This window comes from Halomonas aquatica (genome assembly GCF_040196335.1).
Taxonomy (GTDB): Bacteria; Pseudomonadota; Gammaproteobacteria; order Pseudomonadales; family Halomonadaceae; genus Halomonas; species Halomonas aquatica.
In genome coordinates this window covers 235,360-251,714 of record NZ_JBEGCJ010000001.1, presented here as the reverse complement: position 1 = coordinate 251,714, position 16,355 = coordinate 235,360, and the positions used below count along the sequence as shown (strand labels likewise).

Below are 16,355 nucleotides of genomic sequence, written 5' to 3'. Positions count from 1 at the left end.
CCCGTCTCCGTGAATTGCTCTTAACTCTTACTCCAGGAACAGGGAAGCCCTTGATCATGTCCACCACCTCTCGAACGGAATTGACACCGATTCTACACGCCGACCAACTCCTCAAGCAGGTCCGCAGTGGCGAACGGCAACTCACCATTCTGAGTGGTCTTGGCCTCACGGTGTTCCCCGGCGAGAGCGTGGCGATCCTCGGCCAGAGCGGGGCGGGCAAGTCGACCCTGCTGGGTCTGCTGGCCGGGCTGGACGCACCCAGCGGCGGTACCCTTGAGCTGTTCGGCCAGCCGCTGGGTGAGCTCGACGAGGATGGCCGGGCACGACTGCGTGCCGGCCGGGTGGGCTTCGTCTTCCAGAACTTCCAGCTGCTGCCCACCCTGACGGCACTCGAGAACGTCCTGCTGCCGCTTGAACTCACGCCGCAGACCGATGCCGAGGCCAGGGCACGCGACTGGCTGACCCGGGTGGGCCTGGGCGAGCGCCTGGACCACCTCCCCAAGCAGCTCTCCGGTGGCGAGCAGCAGCGCGTCGCCCTCGCTCGGGCCTTCGTCACCGGCGCCGAGCTGGTATTCGCCGACGAGCCCACCGGCAACCTGGATCCGGCCACCGGCGAGCGCATCATCGCGGCGCTCTTCGAACTCAATCAGGAGGCGGGCACCACCCTGGTGCTGGTGACCCATGATCACGCCCTGGCGAGGCGCTGCGACCGCTGCCTGCGGCTGGAGGGCGGCCGGCTGGAAGAGATGGCCATGGACGAGGTAAGCGCATGAGTGATGCCAACCACCCGGGAGCGCTGACCCGGCTGCTGAGGTTCTCCCTGCGGGGCCTGGTCCGTGACCTGCGCGCCGCCGATGTGCGCGCGCTCTTCATCGCCCTGGCTCTGGCCGTGGCGGCCTCCACGATGATCGGCTTCTTCCTCGATCGCCTGGACAAGGGCCTGACCCGCCAGGCCGGACAACTGCTGGGCGGGGACCTGGTGCTCGAGCAGGGCGATCCCTTCGAGCAGGAGGTTCGCGACACCCTCGAGAACGCCGGTCTGGTGCTCAGCGACCAGGTCGACATGGTCTCCATGGTCAGCCACGGCGATGCCTTCCAGGTGGCCAGTCTCAAGGTCGTGGATTCGGTCTATCCGCATTTCGGCGCCAACCATGTCGATCGAGGCGACGGGGTCGAGCTGCTGGACCATGGGCCGCCGCCCGGCGAGGCCTGGCTGGCCCCGCGCCTGGCGCTGCTGATCGAGGTCGAGGTTGGCGACCGGATCCGGGTGGGCGAAACCGAGCTCGGCGTGGGCGGCCTGATTGAACGCGAGGCCGATCAGTCGGCAGGCTTCGGCAGCTTCAATCCGCGACTGATGATGCACGTCGACGACCTGTCGGCCACCAATCTGGTGCAGCCCGGCTCCCGGGTCGAATTCGAGATCCTTGCGGCGGGCCCCGCCGAGGCCGTGGCCGGCGTCCAGCCATTGCTCGAGCGACTGCGCCGCGACGGGGTGGAGGTTCGCGATGTGCGGCAGGATCGTCCGGGGCTGGGCAATGCCCTGGAGCGGGCCGAGAAGTACCTGAGCCTGGCCGGCCTCGCCGCCGTCTTGCTCGCTGGTGTGGCAGTGGCCATGGCCACGCGGCGCTACGTGGATCGTCACCTGGATACTGCGGCGCTGATGCGCTGCTTCGGGGCCACTCAGGCCGAACTCACCCGGCTCTTCGCCCTGCAACTGATGTGGCTGGCGCTGGCGGCATCAGTGGTCGGCGCCCTGCTGGGACTGGCCGGCCAGGCGGCGCTGCTCGGCCTGCTGACCACCTTCCTGCCGCTGGAGCTGCCGCCGCCCGGGGTGCTGCCCCTATGGCTGGGTATCCTCACCGCGCTGTCGGTGCTGGTGGGCTTCGCCGGGCCAACCCTGCTGCGGCTGAAGCGGGTCAGCGCGCTCAAGGTGCTGCGTCGCGAACTCGACCCCTTGCCGGCCTCGGCCTGGGTGGTGGTGGCGGCAGCCGCGCTGGTCTTCGGCGGACTGCTGTGGCTCTACTCCGGCGACCCGCTGCTCTCGGCCGGCCTGCTGGTCGGCGGCCTGGCGATGCTGGTGGTGCTGTGGTGGGTCGGCAATCTGCTGCTCGGGCTGCTGTTCCGGCTCGCTTCGCGCCTGCCCCGTCGCGGCGGTCAGGACGGCGGCCTTGTCCAGGCGCTGCGCCTGGGCGGCCAGCAGCTGGCCCGGCGGCGCCAGGCGAGCCTCGGCCAGTTGCTGGCCTTCTCGGTGACCTTCTTCGCCGTGGCGATGATCTTCCTGGTGCGTGGCGACCTGCTCACCACCTGGCAGGACCAGCTCCCCGAGGACACTCCCAACTACTTCGCCATCAATATCCAGCCCGGCGAGCGTGACGCCTTCTCGACGGTGCTGGAGGGTGCCGTGGATGCCCGCAGCGCCCTCTATCCCATGGTGCGCGGCCGGATCACCGCCCTCAACGGCGAGCCGCCGCGGGAGATGGTGCCGCCGGAGGCCCGGGGCGATAACGCCCTGCGCCGGGAGCTCAACCTCACCTGGCAGGAGCGCCTGCCCGAGGGCAACCGCCTGGTGGCGGGGGAGTGGTTCGATGCCCTCGGCTCTGATGCTCTCGACAACGACGAGTTTGAGGGCTGGATGACGGCAGTGGATGCCCAGCCCATTGCTGATGCGAGCCCGGCGCCGGTGCCCATGTCCATGGAGGATGGCCTCGCCGAGCGTTTCGGGATGGAACTCGGCGATACCCTGACCTTCACCATCGGCAGCGCCGAGGTCGTCGGCGAACTCGCCAGTCTTCGCAACCTGGACTGGGACAGCTTCCGACCCAATTTCTACGTCATCTTCCCGCCCGGGGTGCTGGAGCGTTTCGGCCACAGCTACATCACCGCCTTCCACCTGAACGACGCCGAGAACGACACGCTCCGTCAGCTGGTCCGCGACTTCCCTGGCGTCTCGCTGCTCAACATCGACGCCATCCTCGGCCAGGTACGCGATGTCCTCACCCAGGTGACCCGAGCGGTGGAGCTGGTGCTGGCCTTCGTGCTGCTGGCCGGTGTCAGCGTGCTCTATGCCGCCCTGACCGCCAGCCGCCCGGTGCGGGCCCACGAGAGCGGCCTGCTGCGCGTCTTCGGCGCCGGCAACCGCCTGCTCTCTAGGGTCCAGGGCGCCGAATTCGCGATCCTCGGCCTGGCCAGCGGCCTGATGGGTGCGCTGCTCGCCGAACTCGCCGCCGCGGGTATTTACCTGGCCTGGTTCGACCTGGCGCCTCGTTTCCACTGGGGGCTCTGGTTGGCGCTGCCGCTGGGCGGCGCGCTGCTGATCGGGGTGATCGGCCACCTGCTCTCCCGGGACTTGCGCCGCCAGGCCCCCGCGGCGAGCCTTGGCCTGCTCGGCGAGACCTGAGGCATGATCATGAGGCCGAGCCCCTGCGTGCTCGCCTGCTGACCGGCCCCGCCGCAATGGACCGGGCTGGATGACGATGCCGGTCAATGAAGCGGCTCGAGAAACTCCGCTGGGCTAGACTCGAGCGGAGCAACGACTGTCCCGAACCATGGCCGTGCGCGCATGGCCGTGCATCCATCAAGGAGGAGAACATGCGCATGTCGAGTTCGGTAATCAGGGCGAGTCTGCTCGCCGCATCATTGCTGTGTCTGGCGGTGTCCGCTCTGGCCGACGACCGTGCCCCGACCGAGCGGCTGGAGGACGATCTTCGGGCGCTGTTTGCCGACGAGGGAACGCTCGAGATCGGCGAGGTCGCCGAATCGATGATCCGTGAGCGGGTCACCGCCAGTGATCTTCACTTCGTCGGCCCCGAGGGGCAGCGGCTATGGCTCGATCGCTACGAGGTCAGCGGTGACTACGACCGGCCAGATGAGGTACGCATCGAGGGCATTCGTCTGGAGACGCCGGGTCGTGAGCAGTCGCTGCTGACCGCCGAGACGCTGCTGCTCGACGATCCTTCCCGAGCGGTCCTGCCCCTCCATCAGGAGACCTGGCCTGAGGGGTTCACGGTCGGGGGGCTCGTCGTCGAGGCACTGGTCGCCGAGTTTTCCGGGCAGGAGCTGGGAGAGGAGTTCGGCGAGGGACGCGGGCGGATCGCCGTCGAGCGCCTGCAGGCCGCAGGGGTGAGCCAGGATGCCATCGACAGCCTGGAGGTCAGCGGTTTGGAGGGGCAGGCCGAGGGCGATGACGAGTTCGGCAGTGGCACCTTCTCTCTGGCCTTTGCGCGGGTGGAGGGGCTGCGCGGCCTGCAGGGTCCGGAAGAGCAACGGGAAATCGATCGGCTCGAGATGCGCGACCTGGTCATCGATTCCGACCGGCTCGTGGCGACTCTGTCGTCCCTGGAGGTCGACGGCGACATGACGGACGGCGAAGGCGGCTTCCGGCTCGAGTCGCTGGATCTCGACCTGGCGAGGATGATCGCCCTGGCGCCGGAGGAGGAGCGCACCCAACTGCGCATGGCCAGCAACGTCTTGACCGGCGGCAGCGGGCAGCTCCGGCTCGATGCGGACTCCACAGGGCGCTGGGAATCGGGGAATACGGCCAGCCGCCTGCTGGGCGAGCTGACGATCACCGCCGACGAAGCCTTCGGCTGGACGCTGGATGCCGACTTGCCGGTGCGCCTGCCGGAAGGTGTCGAGCCGGCCGCCTTCCTGGCCAACATGGAGAGCCTGGAAGGGGTGACCCTGCTGGGAGGCCGTGTCGACGCGACGCTTTCCGATCTGGGGCTCTTCGGTCGCCTGCCGAAGATCATGGCGGCCAGTCAAGGCGTCAGCGAGGCGTTGTTCCTGGAACAGGCGCGCACCCAGGCCCAGGGCTTCGGCATGATGCTCGGCCCGGAGATCGAGGCGCTGTTCACCGGGCTGGTGGCGATGATGGCGGGAGAGGCCAGCGAGCTCACCATCCATCTGATCCTGCCCGCCGACAGCGAGCTCGAGGTGCTCGCCGCCGACCCCCTGGCCCTGCCGAAGCGGCTCGAGATGCGCGTGGAGAGTCGCTGAGCCGGACGATGCGGCGCGCGGGCGCCGCGGGAGCTTGAGTGAGACAGCGGTTGCCCATGATCGCCTTTCATGTGAAAGCCGCCGGGGGCTGGGGTATCATGTGGGGCCCAGATTCTCCCGTGATGCGAGGTTTCCCGCCGATGTTCAGCCGTGACATGCAGATTGCCGGTTTCGATGACGTCCTGTTCGATGCGATGCAGAAGGAAGTCGCTCGCCAGGAGGCGCACATCGAGCTGATCGCCTCCGAGAACTATGCGAGCCCCCGGGTGCTGGAGGCTCAGGGCAGCCAGCTGACCAACAAGTACGCGGAAGGCTATCCCGGCAAGCGCTACTACGGTGGCTGCGAGTACGTGGACATCGTCGAGCAGCTGGCCATCGACTATGCCAAGGAACTGTTCGGCGCCAGCTACGCCAACGTCCAGCCGCACTCCGGTTCCCAGGCCAACGGTGCCGTCTTCCAGGCCCTGGTCAAGCCGGGCGATACCATCCTCGGCATGAGCCTCGACGCCGGCGGTCACCTCACCCACGGTGCCAAGCCGAACTTCTCCGGCAAGCATTACAACGCAGTGCAATACGGTATCGACGAGAATGGCCGTATCGATTATGACGAGGTGGCGCGCCTGGCCCGCGAGCACCAGCCGAAGATGATCATCGCCGGCTTCTCCGCCTACTCACAGATCATCGACTGGGCCAGGTTCCGCGAGATCGCCGACGAGGTGGGCGCCTTCCTGTTGGTCGACATGGCCCATATCGCCGGACTGGTGGCCGCCGGTGTCTACCCGACGCCGCTGCCCCATGCCCACGTGGTCACCACTACCACCCACAAGACCCTGCGCGGCCCGCGCGGTGGCCTGATCCTCTCCGCCGAGGGCGACGAGGCCATCGAGAAGAAGCTGCAGTCCGCGGTCTTCCCGGGGGGGCAGGGCGGTCCGCTGGAGCATGTCATCGCGGCCAAGGCGATCTGCTTCAAGGAGGCCATGGAGCCCGGCTTCAAGGCCTACCAGCAGCAGGTGGTCAAGAACGCCCAGGCCATGGCCGGGGTGTTCATCGAGCGCGGCTTCGACATCGTCTCCGGCGGCACCGAGGATCACCTCTTCCTGCTCTCGCTGATCAAGCAGGGCCTGACCGGCAAGGACGCGGATGCCGCCCTGGGCCGCGCCCACATCACCGTCAACAAGAACGCCGTGCCCGGCGACCCCCAGAGCCCCTTCGTGACCTCGGGCCTGCGCATCGGCACCCCGGCGGTGACCACCCGCGGCTTCCTTGATCCCGAGTGCCGCGAACTCGCCGGCTGGATCTGTGACATCCTCGACGTGATGGCGAAAGGCGAAGACACCGCCGCCATCGAGGCCGAGGTCAAGGCCGAGGTCGAGGCGGTCTGCACTCGCCTGCCTGTCTATGGCTGAGCCGCTGTCTCATTGATTCGGGCGCTGCCGCGCCTGGGCTCCTGCGCTCCGTCATGATGCACCATGATGGGGCGTTTTTGTGTTCGTTTCTGGTGCGCCCTTCGTGTCGGCTGAGGTGGCGGTAGCCTATGCTCTCGTATCGGGGTGTTTTCGCTGCACCCTGGCACGCCCCCTGCATGGGCATCCACAGTCCACCACCCTGGAGCGGGACACGCCATGCCCTCCACATCAGCCTCGCCACGCGACCCCACCCTGCGGCCACGCCTGGTCTTCACCGACCTGGATGGCTCGCTGCTCGACCACCACAGCTATGACTGGGCACCTGCCAAGCCCTGGCTCGCCCGGCTGAAGGCCCAGGGCGTGCCGGTGATTCCGGTGACCAGCAAGACGCGCAGCGAGATCTTGCCGCTGCGTCGGGCCCTGGGGCTGACAGACGCGCCCTTCATCGCCGAGAACGGCGCCGTGGCCGGGCTTCCCCTTTCCTGGAGCCATGCTCGGCTGGAGCGCGGCCCCGGCTCTGACGGTCTGGCGATCAGGACCCTGGGGGTCGACATCGGCTTCATCCGCAAGCGCCTCTCGGTCTGGCGCGAGCGGCTGGGTGTGCGTTTCACCACCATGAGTGAGATGTCCCTGGAGGAGCTTGTCGACTTCACCGGGCTGGCGGAGCCGGAGGCGCGCCTGGCGAGGATGCGCGAGGGCAGCGAGCCGCTGATCTGGGAGGAGGTGGATGAGCGCCTCGCGACCTTCCGGGAGGGACTCGAGAGCGATGGCCTGCGCCTGGTGCGCGGCGGCCGCTTCTGGCACGTCACCGGCGATTGCCACAAGGGCAGCGCCGTGAGCTGGCTGATCGAGCGCTTTCAGGCGCTGCGCGGCAGTCGTCCGTTGACCCTGGCGCTGGGCGATGGCCCCAACGACATCGCTATGCTCGAGGTGGTCGACCAGGCGGTGGTGATACGCGGCTGTCATGACCTGGAGGTGTCGCCGGACCAGGTCTCGCTCTACCGCAGCGTGGTTACCGGGCCCGCCGGCTGGGCCGAGGGGGTGGCCTACTGGTGGGGGCGAGCCGACCGCCGACTGAGATCGGCGGACGCGGTGGTGAGACAGAGCGATCACCGGGGGGGGCAGGGGAGGGTGCCGGCATGAGCGATTTCCACCAGAACGGCATCATCACCGACTTCCACAACCTGACTCGCCGGCCAGTGGAGGACCTGGAAACGGACCTGGTGGCGTTCTCCGCCCGCCGCCCGATGAGCCTGATCCTGCCGTCGCTCTTCTCCGAACTGGAGGGGCCGGCACTTTCCAACATCGTCGACGAGATCGCCCGGGTGCCCTACCTCTCGGAGGTGGTGATCGGCCTGGATCGCGCCGACCGGGAGCAGTTTCTGCGGGCTCGGGAATTTTTCGCCAGGCTCCCCCAGCACCACCGCATCCTGTGGAACGATGGCCCTCGGCTACGGGCGCTGGACGCCGAGCTCGAGGCCCAGGGCCTGGCCCCCCAGCAGCCAGGCAAGGGCCGCAACGTCTGGTACTGCGGTGGCTATGTGCAGGCCTCGGGCCTCGGACGGGTGGTTGCCCTGCATGACTGTGACATTCTCACTTACGACCGGGGGCTGCTGGCGAGACTCTTCTATCCAGTGGTCCACCCTCAGTTCAACTACGAGTTCTGCAAGGGCTACTACCCGCGTATCGCCGAGGGGCGACTCAATGGCCGGGTCTCGCGGCTGATGGTCACTCCGCTGCTGCGGGCGCTCAAGAAGATCCACGGCCCCCTGCCCTACCTGGAGTACCTGGACAGCTTCCGCTATGCACTCTCCGGCGAGTTCTCCATGCGCACCGAGGTGCTCGACGGCATCCGCATCCCCGCCGACTGGGGCCTGGAGATCGGCGTGCTCTCCGAGGTTCACCGCAACTACTCCACCAAGCGGCTCTGTCAGGTGGATCTGGCCGATGCCTACGACCACAAGCATCAGCCGGTATCCGCCGAGGACGCCTCGGGCGGGCTCAACCGCATGAGCCTCGATATCGCCAAGTCGCTCTATCGCAAGCTGGCGACTCAGGGCGTGACCTTCAGCGCCGAGGACTTCCGAACGATCAAGGCGACCTACTACCGCCTGGCGCTGGACCTGATCGAGGCCTACGACCACGATGCCGTGATGAACGGCCTGCGCCTCGACCGGCACGCCGAGGAGCAGGCGGTGGAGCTGTTCGCCGCCAACCTGCTCGAGGCTGGCAGCGCCTTCCAGGACAACCCCGGCGAGCGGCCCTTCATCCCTAGCTGGAACCGGGTCAAGGCGGCCATTCCCGATCTGCCGGAACGCATGTTCCAGGCGGTGGAGCTCGACAACGCCGGGGAGGTCTAGCCACTCCCCCCCCACCACCAGGTGGAGAGCGAGTACCCGCGGCGGCGTGATGGCGGCATCGTCTCTGTAGGCCGTATGCCTCCCCCTGACGATGTTTGTCCACTATTGCTTCCAAGCGGACGCCGAAGGATCGTGTATCCGTTATGCTGATGCCAGGGGGCTGCCTCGGCAGTGTCTCCCCGGATGTCAGCCACAGGGAGCGCGACCATGTCGACACTGACCTTCCAGGGTGCGGTCAAGGAAGTCACCGGATCACGCTATCTCATCGAGGTGGACGGCAATGGCCGCTCGCACAAGCTGTTGCTGGAGTGTGGCCTGCATCAGGGCGGCGGCGATGCGGATGAGGCCAATGCCCGCCCCTTCGGCAGACTGGCCGGTGAGGTCGAGGCGGTGGTGCTGTCCCATGGTCATCTCGACCACTCGGGGCTGCTGCCGAAGCTGGTTCGGGAGGGCTATCGCGGGCCGATCCACTGTACGCGGGGCACCCGCGACCTGCTGGAGATCATGCTCCAGGATGCCGCCTTCATCATGGTCAAGGACGTCGAGTGGGAAAATAAGTGGCGCAGGCGTAACGGCAAGCCGTTGATCGAGCCGCTCTACGAGCTCGAGGACGTCGAACGCACCCTGGCACTCTGCGAGCCCCATCCCTATGGCCGGCCGGTCGAGCTGCCCGGCGGTGCCAGCCTGGTCTTCCGCGATGCCGGCCACATCCTTGGTTCGGCCATCGTCGAACTGGCCATTCCCTCGGGTGGTCAGGTCAAGCGCCTGATTTTCTCGGGGGACCTTGGCAACCCCAGTTCGGTGCTGATGAAGGATCCCGAGAAACTCCACGACGCCGACCTGGTGCTGATGGAGAGCACCTACGGCGACCGTGACCATCGTCCCCTGGATGAGACCCTCGAGGAGTTCGCCCGAGTGCTGGAAGAGGCCCATGAGGCGGGCGGCAACGTGCTGATCCCCGCCTTTGCCGTAGGGCGCACCCAGGAGATCCTCTACCACCTCAGCATGCTCTACCATGAGGGGCGGCTGCGTCAGCAGCTGGTGTTCCTCGACAGCCCCATGGCGATCAAGGTCACCGAGCTCTACCACCGGGCCCGCAAGACCCTGGATCCCGAGGACATCAAGGTGCTCAACGTGGCGGCCAGCGGCGACACCAGCCGCTATCTGCCGATCCTGCGCATGACGCGCACGGTGGAGGAGTCGATGGCCATCAATCGCATCCACGGCGGGGCGATCATCATCGCCGGCGCCGGGATGTGTAATGGCGGGCGTATCATCCACCACTTCCGCTACAACCTCGAGAAGCCCAGTACCCGGCTGGTAATCGTGGGTTTCCAGGCGGGGGGCACCGTGGGGCGCCAGATCGTCGACGGGGCCGAGCGGATCCGCGTGATGGGCCACGACCTGGCGGTCAAGGCCCGGGTTCATACCATCGGCGGTTTCTCGGCCCACGCCGGCCAGACCCAACTGCTGGGTTGGGCCGGCGCCTTCCGCAACCGGCCGCGCTTCTACCTGGTGCATGGCGAGCCCGGGGCCCAGCAGGCACTGCAGGCGGCCCTCGCCGGGAGCGACATCGAGGCAGAGATTCCCACCTATGGGGATCGCATCGAGCTCTAGGCCCGGCGATCTCCGCCGAGGGTGAGCCGATAACGTGCGAACTGGCTGTGACGGTCTTTAATCCCGAAAAAGTATAATGTTATAACCGATAATGGTTTATGATGGGGGTGTCGTTAGGCTGCGATGTTTCCGGAGGTCCCCGCATGTCTCACCCGAATTCAGCCCGTCCCATCGTCACCTGCTTCTTCGACGAGCCGACCAACACTTTCAGCTACGTGGTAAAGGACCCTGGCAGCCGCGCCTGTGCGATCCTCGATTCGGTGCTCGACTTCGACTATGCCGCCGGGCGCACCGACGTGCGCTCCGCCGACGAGATCATCGCCTTCGTGCGCGATAATGGCCTGGAGGTGGAGTGGATCCTCGAGACCCACGTCCACGCCGACCACCTCTCCGCGGCTCCCTACCTGGTCGAGAAACTTGGCGGCAAGACCGGTATCGGCGCCCAGATCACCGTGGTGCAGGATGTCTTCGGCAAGGCCTTCAATGCCGGCACCGAGTTCGCCCGCGACGGCAGCCAGTTCGATCGCCTCTTCGAGGAGGGCGATACCTTCACCATCGGCCACCTGGAGGGGCGGGTGCTGCACACCCCGGGCCATACCCCGGCCTGCCTGACCTATGTGCTCGGCGATGCCGCCTTCGTCGGCGACACCCTCTTCATGCCGGACTACGGCACCGCTCGCTGTGACTTCCCGGGCGGCGATGCGCGTACCCTCTTCCGCTCCATCCAGAAGGTGCTGGCCCTGCCGGGCGAGACCCGGCTGTTCCTGTGCCATGACTACAAGGCGCCGGATCGCGAGGAGTACCAGCACGAGACCAGCGTGGCGGAGCAGCGTGCCCACAACGTGCACGTCCACGAGGGGGTCAGCGAGGACGAGTTCGTGAAGATGCGTACCGAGCGTGACTCGACCCTGGGCATGCCCCGTCTGATCCTGCCGTCGGTGCAGGTCAACATGCGCGCCGGTCATATGCCGCCCTCTGAGGACAACGGCCAGGTCTATCTCAAGGTGCCGATCAACAAGTTCTGACGCTGGTTCGACCCATGTAACGTCTTCGATCAGAAACCCCGTCTGTCTCAGGAGTGCCCATGCAGATCCAAGAACTCGAACCCGGCTTCGCCATCAGCGATGCCGTCACGCCTGCCGATCTCGACGAGATCGCCCGTCGTGGCTTCCGCTCGGTGATCTGCAACCGCCGTGCCGGCGAGGCCGAGGATCATCCCGACGATCGTGCCCTGAGCGCCCGGGCCGCCGAACTGGGCCTCGAATGGCGCGCTATCCCGGTGACGCCGGGCGACTATGCAGAGGCCGACATCGAGGCCTTCGGCCAAGCCCTCGACGGGCTGCCCTCGCCCATCCTGGCGTTCTGCAGGACCGGCAAGCGGGCCGTGCACCTCTGGGCCCAGGCCCGGTCCCGTGAAGCCGGCTGCGACATTCCGGCACTGCTGGCAGCCGCTCACGCCGCCGGCCACGACCCCCAGCCTATCCACGAGATGCTTAAACCCTGACGGGCGCCTGGTACGACAACGCTACATCCGCCCTGGAGCCATGCCATGCACGACACGACCCCCGAGAATGCCTCCCGTCGACATGATGTCGTCGTCCTCGGCGGCGGCGCGGCGGGCATTGCCGTGACCGAGGCGGGGCAGGCCAGATGACGATACGCCCATGACCCTTTCACGCTGGATTCCCCTGATCGGCTGGCTGCGCGGCTACCGTCGTGATTTGCTGGCGCGTGACCTGCTGGCGGCGGTGATCGTCACCCTGATGCTGGTGCCCCAGGCGCTGGCCTATGCCCTGCTGGCCGGCCTGCCCCCGGAGGTGGGGCTCTACGCCAGCATGTTGCCGCTGGTGCTCTATGCCGTCTTCGGAACCAGCGCCACCCTGGCGGTGGGGCCGGTGGCGGTGGCCTCGTTGATGACCGCCTCGGCGCTCTCCGTTATCGCCACCCCCGGCAGCGCCGAGTACGTCGGGGCCGCCCTGGTGCTGGCTGCCCTGTCCGGCGTGTTGCTGGTGACCATGGGCCTGCTGCGCCTGGGTTTCCTGGCCAACTTCCTCAGCCATCCGGTCATCTCGGGCTTCGTCACCGCCTCGGGCATCCTGATCGGCGCCAGTCAGCTGCGACATGTGCTGGGCGTCGAGGCGTCTGGCCACAACCTGGTGGAGATGGGCTCGTCGCTGGTCGCGGGGCTTTCGGGCATCAACGTCATCACCCTGATGATCGGTCTCGGTGTCTGGGGCTATCTGTTGCTGTGCCGGCGTCATCTCAAGGGTGGCTTGATGCGCCTGGGGCTATCGGTGACGGTCGCGGACCTGCTGGCAAAGGCCGCACCGGTGTCGGCGGTGATCGTCACCACTCTGCTGGCCTGGGGGTTGGGACTCGGCGCGCAGGGCGTGGCCCTGGTCGGGGAGGTGCCCAGCGGACTGCCGACCCTGGCGCTCCCTAGCCTGGAGCCCGAACTTTGGTCGAGCCTGCTTCCGGCGGCAGTGCTGATCAGCCTGGTGGGTTTTGTGGAGTCGGTCTCGGTGGCCCAGACCCTGGCCGCCAAGCGGCGTCAGCGTATTGACCCGAACCAGGAGCTGATCGCCATGGGGCTGGCCAATATCGGGGCGGGAGCGAGCGGTGGATCGCCGGTCTCAGGTGGCTTCTCCCGTTCGGTGGTCAACTTCGAGGCGGGTGCCGCCACGCCGCTGGCCGGTGCCTTCACGGCCGTGGGCATCGCCGTGGCGACCCTGGCCTTGACCGCGCCGCTGGCCTTCCTGCCCAAGGCGACGCTTGCCGCCACGATCATCGTCGCCGTGGGCACCCTGATCGATCTGCCCGCCATTCGCCGTACCTGGGCCTATTCCCGGGCCGACGGAGTGGCGATGCTGGCCACTCTGGTGTTGACCCTGGTCCATGGCGTGCAGAGCGGTATCCTGACAGGTGTGGCCCTGTCACTCGGGCTCCACCTGTATCGCACCAGTCGCCCGCACAGCGCAGTGGTGGGTCGGGTCCCCGGGAGCGAGCACTTTCGCAACGTGCAGCGCCACGCGGTCGAGACCGACGAGCGGTTGGTGATCCTGCGGGTCGACGAGAGCCTATACTTCGCCAATGCTCGCTTCCTCGAGGATACCGTGATGGCGATCGCCACCCGGCAGCCCGGTCTCGGGCATATCGTGCTGGCCTGTCAGGCGGTCAACGTTATCGACGCCTCGGCGCTGGAGAGCCTGGAGGCGATCAACGCCCGCCTGAAGGACTCCGCTGTTACCCTGCATCTGGCCGAGGTCAAGGGACCGGTGATGGACCGCCTGCAGCATACCGAGTTCTGCCGGGAGCTGACCGGCCGGGTGTTCCTGAGCACCTATGACGCCTGGCGTGCGCTGCATGATGACGTCATGGCCGAGACCTCGGGGGCGGCATGTGGTGGAGCGGGCCTCGCCGGTAGCAAATAGACTGGGTAGCCATGGGTGGGACTCTGCCCACCTGGCATTGCGACGCCCGGCCTGGGGCCGGCGTCACGGTTGACAACAAGGAGAGTCACCATGAAGAAGAACGTCGGCAGTATCGACAAGATCGTTCGCATCGTCATCGGCGCCATTCTGATCGGGATGGCCATTACAGGCATGATCGGGGCCTGGGGCTGGATCGGGCTGGTGCCGCTGGTCACTGGCCTGCTCAACACCTGCCCCGCCTATCGCCTGCTGGGCATCAGTACCTGCAAGACGCAGAAGTAAACGACCGACACACTCGTTCTGGAGGACATGACACGTGGATTGGATGGCAAGTCTGCAGGGGCTGATCGGGGGCATCCTGATCGGCCTCTCGGCTACCTGGTTGATGGCGACCCTGGGTCGCATCGCTGGCATCAGCGGGATCATCGGGACCCTGGTCACGACGAGGCCCCGAGGGGACAGCGCCTGGCGCCTGGCCTTCCTGCTCGGTCTGATCAGCGGCCCGATCATGTTGATGCTCGCCGGCGGTGGGATCGGCGATTCGACATTCAGCCTCGGCAACGTGGCCGGCGCCCCGGGCGAAGTGATCGGTGAGCCCGCGGGGGGCATCCCGCTGATGCTGGTGGCCGGCCTGCTGGTGGGGCTCGGCACGGGTCTCGGCAGCGGCTGCACCAGCGGCCATGGCGTCTGCGGCCTGTCGCGGCTGTCGGTGCGCTCCCTGGTGGCCACGGTGACCTTCCTGGTCATGGGCATCATCACCGTCTTCGTGGTTCGCCACGTGATCGGAGGTGGCGCATGAAGACCACGACCCTGAAGACCGATAGGCTCAAGACCCTGATGGGTTATGTCGCCGGGCTGATCTTCGGTCTCGGCCTGGCCGTGTCCGGCATGACCGACCCCGCCCGGGTAATCGGCTTTCTGGATCTCGCGGGCGCCTGGGACCCGACCCTGATGTTCGTGCTGGGCGGCGCCGTGGTGACCAACTTCATCGGCTACCGGCTGGTGCTGCGCCGTCCCAACCCGGTCTTCGGCGAGCGCTTCCACCTGCCCACGCGAACCGACCTCGATGCCCGGCTGATCGGTGGCGCCGCCCTGTTCGGCATCGGCTGGGGGCTTTCCGGCTACTGTCCCGGGCCGGCCTTTGCCTCCATCGGCGGGATCACCGGCCCGCTTCTCGCCATGCTGGTGACGATGGTGATCGGCTGGTTCCTGGCGCGGGCAATCCCTGCCAGGGGCTGACCGGCTCTGCCGCTTCATCTCCTCTCGCCTCATCCTCCACCGCGCCGTCAGCGGTGGATGGATGCTTGCCATTTACCAATGGACATGAAAGGCGGTGAGCCCTGGCCGCGTCTGGCCGGGCTGTTTTCATCAGACGATGTCGACTTCAGGCAGCATCATGCCGAGTCTTGATCTGAGCCATTTAAACCGTCTTCTTATGCTGCTAGGCAATGAGGCATTCGACCCGCGGTTGAAAGTCTGAGATTCTTCATACTGCGCCTGTTAAGATGCCAGCCGTTGAGTGACGGAACTGGGCTCGTCCCCGTCGGTGGTTGCCCGATGCCGGCAAGGCATCAGTCCCTGCGGAGGGAAAAGACATGATCTATTCCCCCAGATGCTGAATTTCATCGCCACGGGGCTGGTGGTGTCGGGGGTCGGCATCCTGGTCTGTTCGGTTTTTCCCATCTGGAAGTTGATGGCCCTGTTGCCGCGCGAGGCGCTGCGACAAAGCTGGTATGTCCTTACCGCCCTGATCATGATTTTCATCATCGGTTATACGGCGTACATCGGCGTGTTCTGGGGAGCCCATGAGCGGCTCGCCAATCTGGTTGTCCCCGGCATTTTTTTTCTGGGGGCCTGCTTCGTGCTGCTGGTTAATTATCTGTCGCTGAAGACCACCCGCGACATACAGCGCATGCCCGTGCTCGAGCAGGAAAGCATTACCGATCCCCTCACTGAGTTATACAATCGACGCTATCTCGATCGCTGCCTCGCGACCGAGATCGACCGCGCTAATCGCTACGGCATATCGCTTTCGCTGCTATTGCTCGACATTGATCACTTCAAGCGCATCAATGACAGCTATGGTCACCAGGTGGGTGATGTCGTGCTGGCGGAACTGGCCCAGGTGATCGTCAACTCGGTAAGAACGACGGATGTCGTGACGCGTTATGGCGGGGAGGAGATCATGGTGATGGCCCCGAGTACGCCCCTGGAAACCGCCGTTGACCTGGCGGCACGCTTGCGCGAGACCATTGAGCGCGAATCCGTGGACGTGCCCGCCAAGCTACATCCCGAATTGAAAGAACTGAGGATCACCGTGAGCATCGGAGTGGCCAGCTTCCAGGATGGCAATGATCATGAAACCCTGATTCAGAGCGTCGACGAGGCGCTTTACCGTGCCAAGAGGAATGGTCGCAACTGTGTGAGTACAGTCCGCCCGGCGACGACTCAGCCGTGACGTCATTCTCTGGCGGTGGGCTTTTCGTGGATGATCGTTGATGGTGTGATGCTCGGGCCCGTTTGCGGGATGCAGAGGTGTCCGGTCG

The 16,355-nt window shown here is 66.4% G+C and carries 14 protein-coding genes; all 14 read left to right on the top strand.

Translation table 11 applies throughout. The annotated features are described in order from the left end of the window. Window positions 1-56: 56 nt before the first annotated feature. The 14 genes from ABE960_RS01055 to ABE960_RS00990 all read left to right on the top strand — a co-directional run bounded on the left by ABE960_RS01055 (window position 57) and on the right by ABE960_RS00990 (window position 16,267). A complete protein-coding gene (locus ABE960_RS01055; RefSeq protein WP_349760365.1) occupies window positions 57-773 on the top strand; it encodes an ABC transporter ATP-binding protein in 717 nt (238 codons plus the stop codon). Further along, entirely contained in the window at window positions 770-3,397 is a 2,628-nt protein-coding gene (locus ABE960_RS01050) for an ABC transporter permease (RefSeq protein ID WP_349760364.1), read from the top strand. Before ABE960_RS01055 ends, ABE960_RS01050 begins: the two co-directional genes overlap by 4 nt. 197 nt (window positions 3,398-3,594) lie before the next feature. Then, on the top strand, window positions 3,595-4,995 hold the full coding sequence (locus tag ABE960_RS01045) for a hypothetical protein (protein WP_349760363.1): 1,401 nt from the start codon (window positions 3,595-3,597) through the stop codon (window positions 4,993-4,995). Between the two features lie 140 nt (window positions 4,996-5,135). Further along, the gene (gene glyA, locus ABE960_RS01040) at window positions 5,136-6,401 is read left to right on the top strand and encodes a serine hydroxymethyltransferase (RefSeq protein WP_349760362.1); all 1,266 of its coding nucleotides are present in this window, start codon (window positions 5,136-5,138) and stop codon (window positions 6,399-6,401) included. A gap of 216 nt (window positions 6,402-6,617) precedes the next feature. Further along, window positions 6,618-7,544: an HAD-IIB family hydrolase gene (locus ABE960_RS01035; protein WP_349760361.1), complete on the top strand. Its 927-nt coding sequence runs from the start codon at window positions 6,618-6,620 to the stop codon at window positions 7,542-7,544. Next, window positions 7,541-8,761 (top strand): glycosyltransferase family protein, encoded by a 1,221-nt coding sequence (locus ABE960_RS01030; protein ID WP_349760360.1) that lies wholly within the window; start codon window positions 7,541-7,543, stop codon window positions 8,759-8,761. Before ABE960_RS01035 ends, ABE960_RS01030 begins: the two co-directional genes overlap by 4 nt. Before the next feature lie 207 nt (window positions 8,762-8,968). Next, window positions 8,969-10,378: an MBL fold metallo-hydrolase RNA specificity domain-containing protein gene (locus ABE960_RS01025; protein ID WP_349760359.1), complete on the top strand. Its 1,410-nt coding sequence runs from the start codon at window positions 8,969-8,971 to the stop codon at window positions 10,376-10,378. A gap of 143 nt (window positions 10,379-10,521) precedes the next feature. Further along, entirely contained in the window at window positions 10,522-11,403 is an 882-nt protein-coding gene (locus tag ABE960_RS01020; protein ID WP_349760358.1) for an MBL fold metallo-hydrolase, read from the top strand. 59 nt (window positions 11,404-11,462) lie between these two features. Next, entirely contained in the window at window positions 11,463-11,882 is a 420-nt protein-coding gene (locus ABE960_RS01015; RefSeq protein ID WP_349760357.1) for a protein tyrosine phosphatase family protein, read from the top strand. Window positions 11,883-12,042: 160 nt separating this feature from the next. Next, window positions 12,043-13,809 carry a SulP family inorganic anion transporter gene (locus tag ABE960_RS01010; protein ID WP_349760356.1) on the top strand — a complete coding sequence of 589 codons (1,767 nt, stop codon included), beginning with the start codon at window positions 12,043-12,045 and terminating at the stop codon, window positions 13,807-13,809. A gap of 90 nt (window positions 13,810-13,899) precedes the next feature. Continuing rightward, the gene (locus tag ABE960_RS01005; protein WP_349760355.1) at window positions 13,900-14,091 is read left to right on the top strand and encodes a YgaP family membrane protein; all 192 of its coding nucleotides are present in this window, start codon (window positions 13,900-13,902) and stop codon (window positions 14,089-14,091) included. Window positions 14,092-14,125: 34 nt separating this feature from the next. Further along, the gene (locus tag ABE960_RS01000) at window positions 14,126-14,608 is read left to right on the top strand and encodes a YeeE/YedE family protein (RefSeq protein WP_349760354.1); all 483 of its coding nucleotides are present in this window, start codon (window positions 14,126-14,128) and stop codon (window positions 14,606-14,608) included. Beyond that, the gene (locus ABE960_RS00995; RefSeq protein WP_349760353.1) at window positions 14,605-15,048 is read left to right on the top strand and encodes a DUF6691 family protein; all 444 of its coding nucleotides are present in this window, start codon (window positions 14,605-14,607) and stop codon (window positions 15,046-15,048) included. The genes ABE960_RS01000 and ABE960_RS00995 overlap by 4 nt, the downstream gene beginning before the upstream one ends. Before the next feature lie 373 nt (window positions 15,049-15,421). Next, a complete protein-coding gene (locus ABE960_RS00990) occupies window positions 15,422-16,267 on the top strand; it encodes a GGDEF domain-containing protein (RefSeq protein ID WP_349760352.1) in 846 nt (281 codons plus the stop codon). Window positions 16,268-16,355: the final 88 nt, after the last annotated feature.

Bases quoted from the DNA above. Each gene is read 5' to 3' on its own strand.
- ABE960_RS01055 (WP_349760365.1), top strand. From the start codon at position 57: ATGTCCACCACCTCTCGAACGGAATTGACACCGATTCTACACGCCGAC.
- ABE960_RS01050 (WP_349760364.1), top strand. From the start codon at position 770: ATGAGTGATGCCAACCACCCGGGAGCGCTGACCCGGCTGCTGAGGTTC.
- ABE960_RS01045 (WP_349760363.1), top strand. From the start codon at position 3,595: ATGTCGAGTTCGGTAATCAGGGCGAGTCTGCTCGCCGCATCATTGCTG.
- glyA (WP_349760362.1), top strand. From the start codon at position 5,136: ATGTTCAGCCGTGACATGCAGATTGCCGGTTTCGATGACGTCCTGTTC.
- ABE960_RS01035 (WP_349760361.1), top strand. From the start codon at position 6,618: ATGCCCTCCACATCAGCCTCGCCACGCGACCCCACCCTGCGGCCACGC.
- ABE960_RS01030 (WP_349760360.1), top strand. From the start codon at position 7,541: ATGAGCGATTTCCACCAGAACGGCATCATCACCGACTTCCACAACCTG.
- ABE960_RS01025 (WP_349760359.1), top strand. From the start codon at position 8,969: ATGTCGACACTGACCTTCCAGGGTGCGGTCAAGGAAGTCACCGGATCA.
- ABE960_RS01020 (WP_349760358.1), top strand. From the start codon at position 10,522: ATGTCTCACCCGAATTCAGCCCGTCCCATCGTCACCTGCTTCTTCGAC.
- ABE960_RS01015 (WP_349760357.1), top strand. From the start codon at position 11,463: ATGCAGATCCAAGAACTCGAACCCGGCTTCGCCATCAGCGATGCCGTC.
- ABE960_RS01010 (WP_349760356.1), top strand. From the start codon at position 12,043: ATGACCCTTTCACGCTGGATTCCCCTGATCGGCTGGCTGCGCGGCTAC.
- ABE960_RS01005 (WP_349760355.1), top strand. From the start codon at position 13,900: ATGAAGAAGAACGTCGGCAGTATCGACAAGATCGTTCGCATCGTCATC.
- ABE960_RS00995 (WP_349760353.1), top strand. From the start codon at position 14,605: ATGAAGACCACGACCCTGAAGACCGATAGGCTCAAGACCCTGATGGGT.
- ABE960_RS00990 (WP_349760352.1), top strand. From the start codon at position 15,422: ATGCTGAATTTCATCGCCACGGGGCTGGTGGTGTCGGGGGTCGGCATC.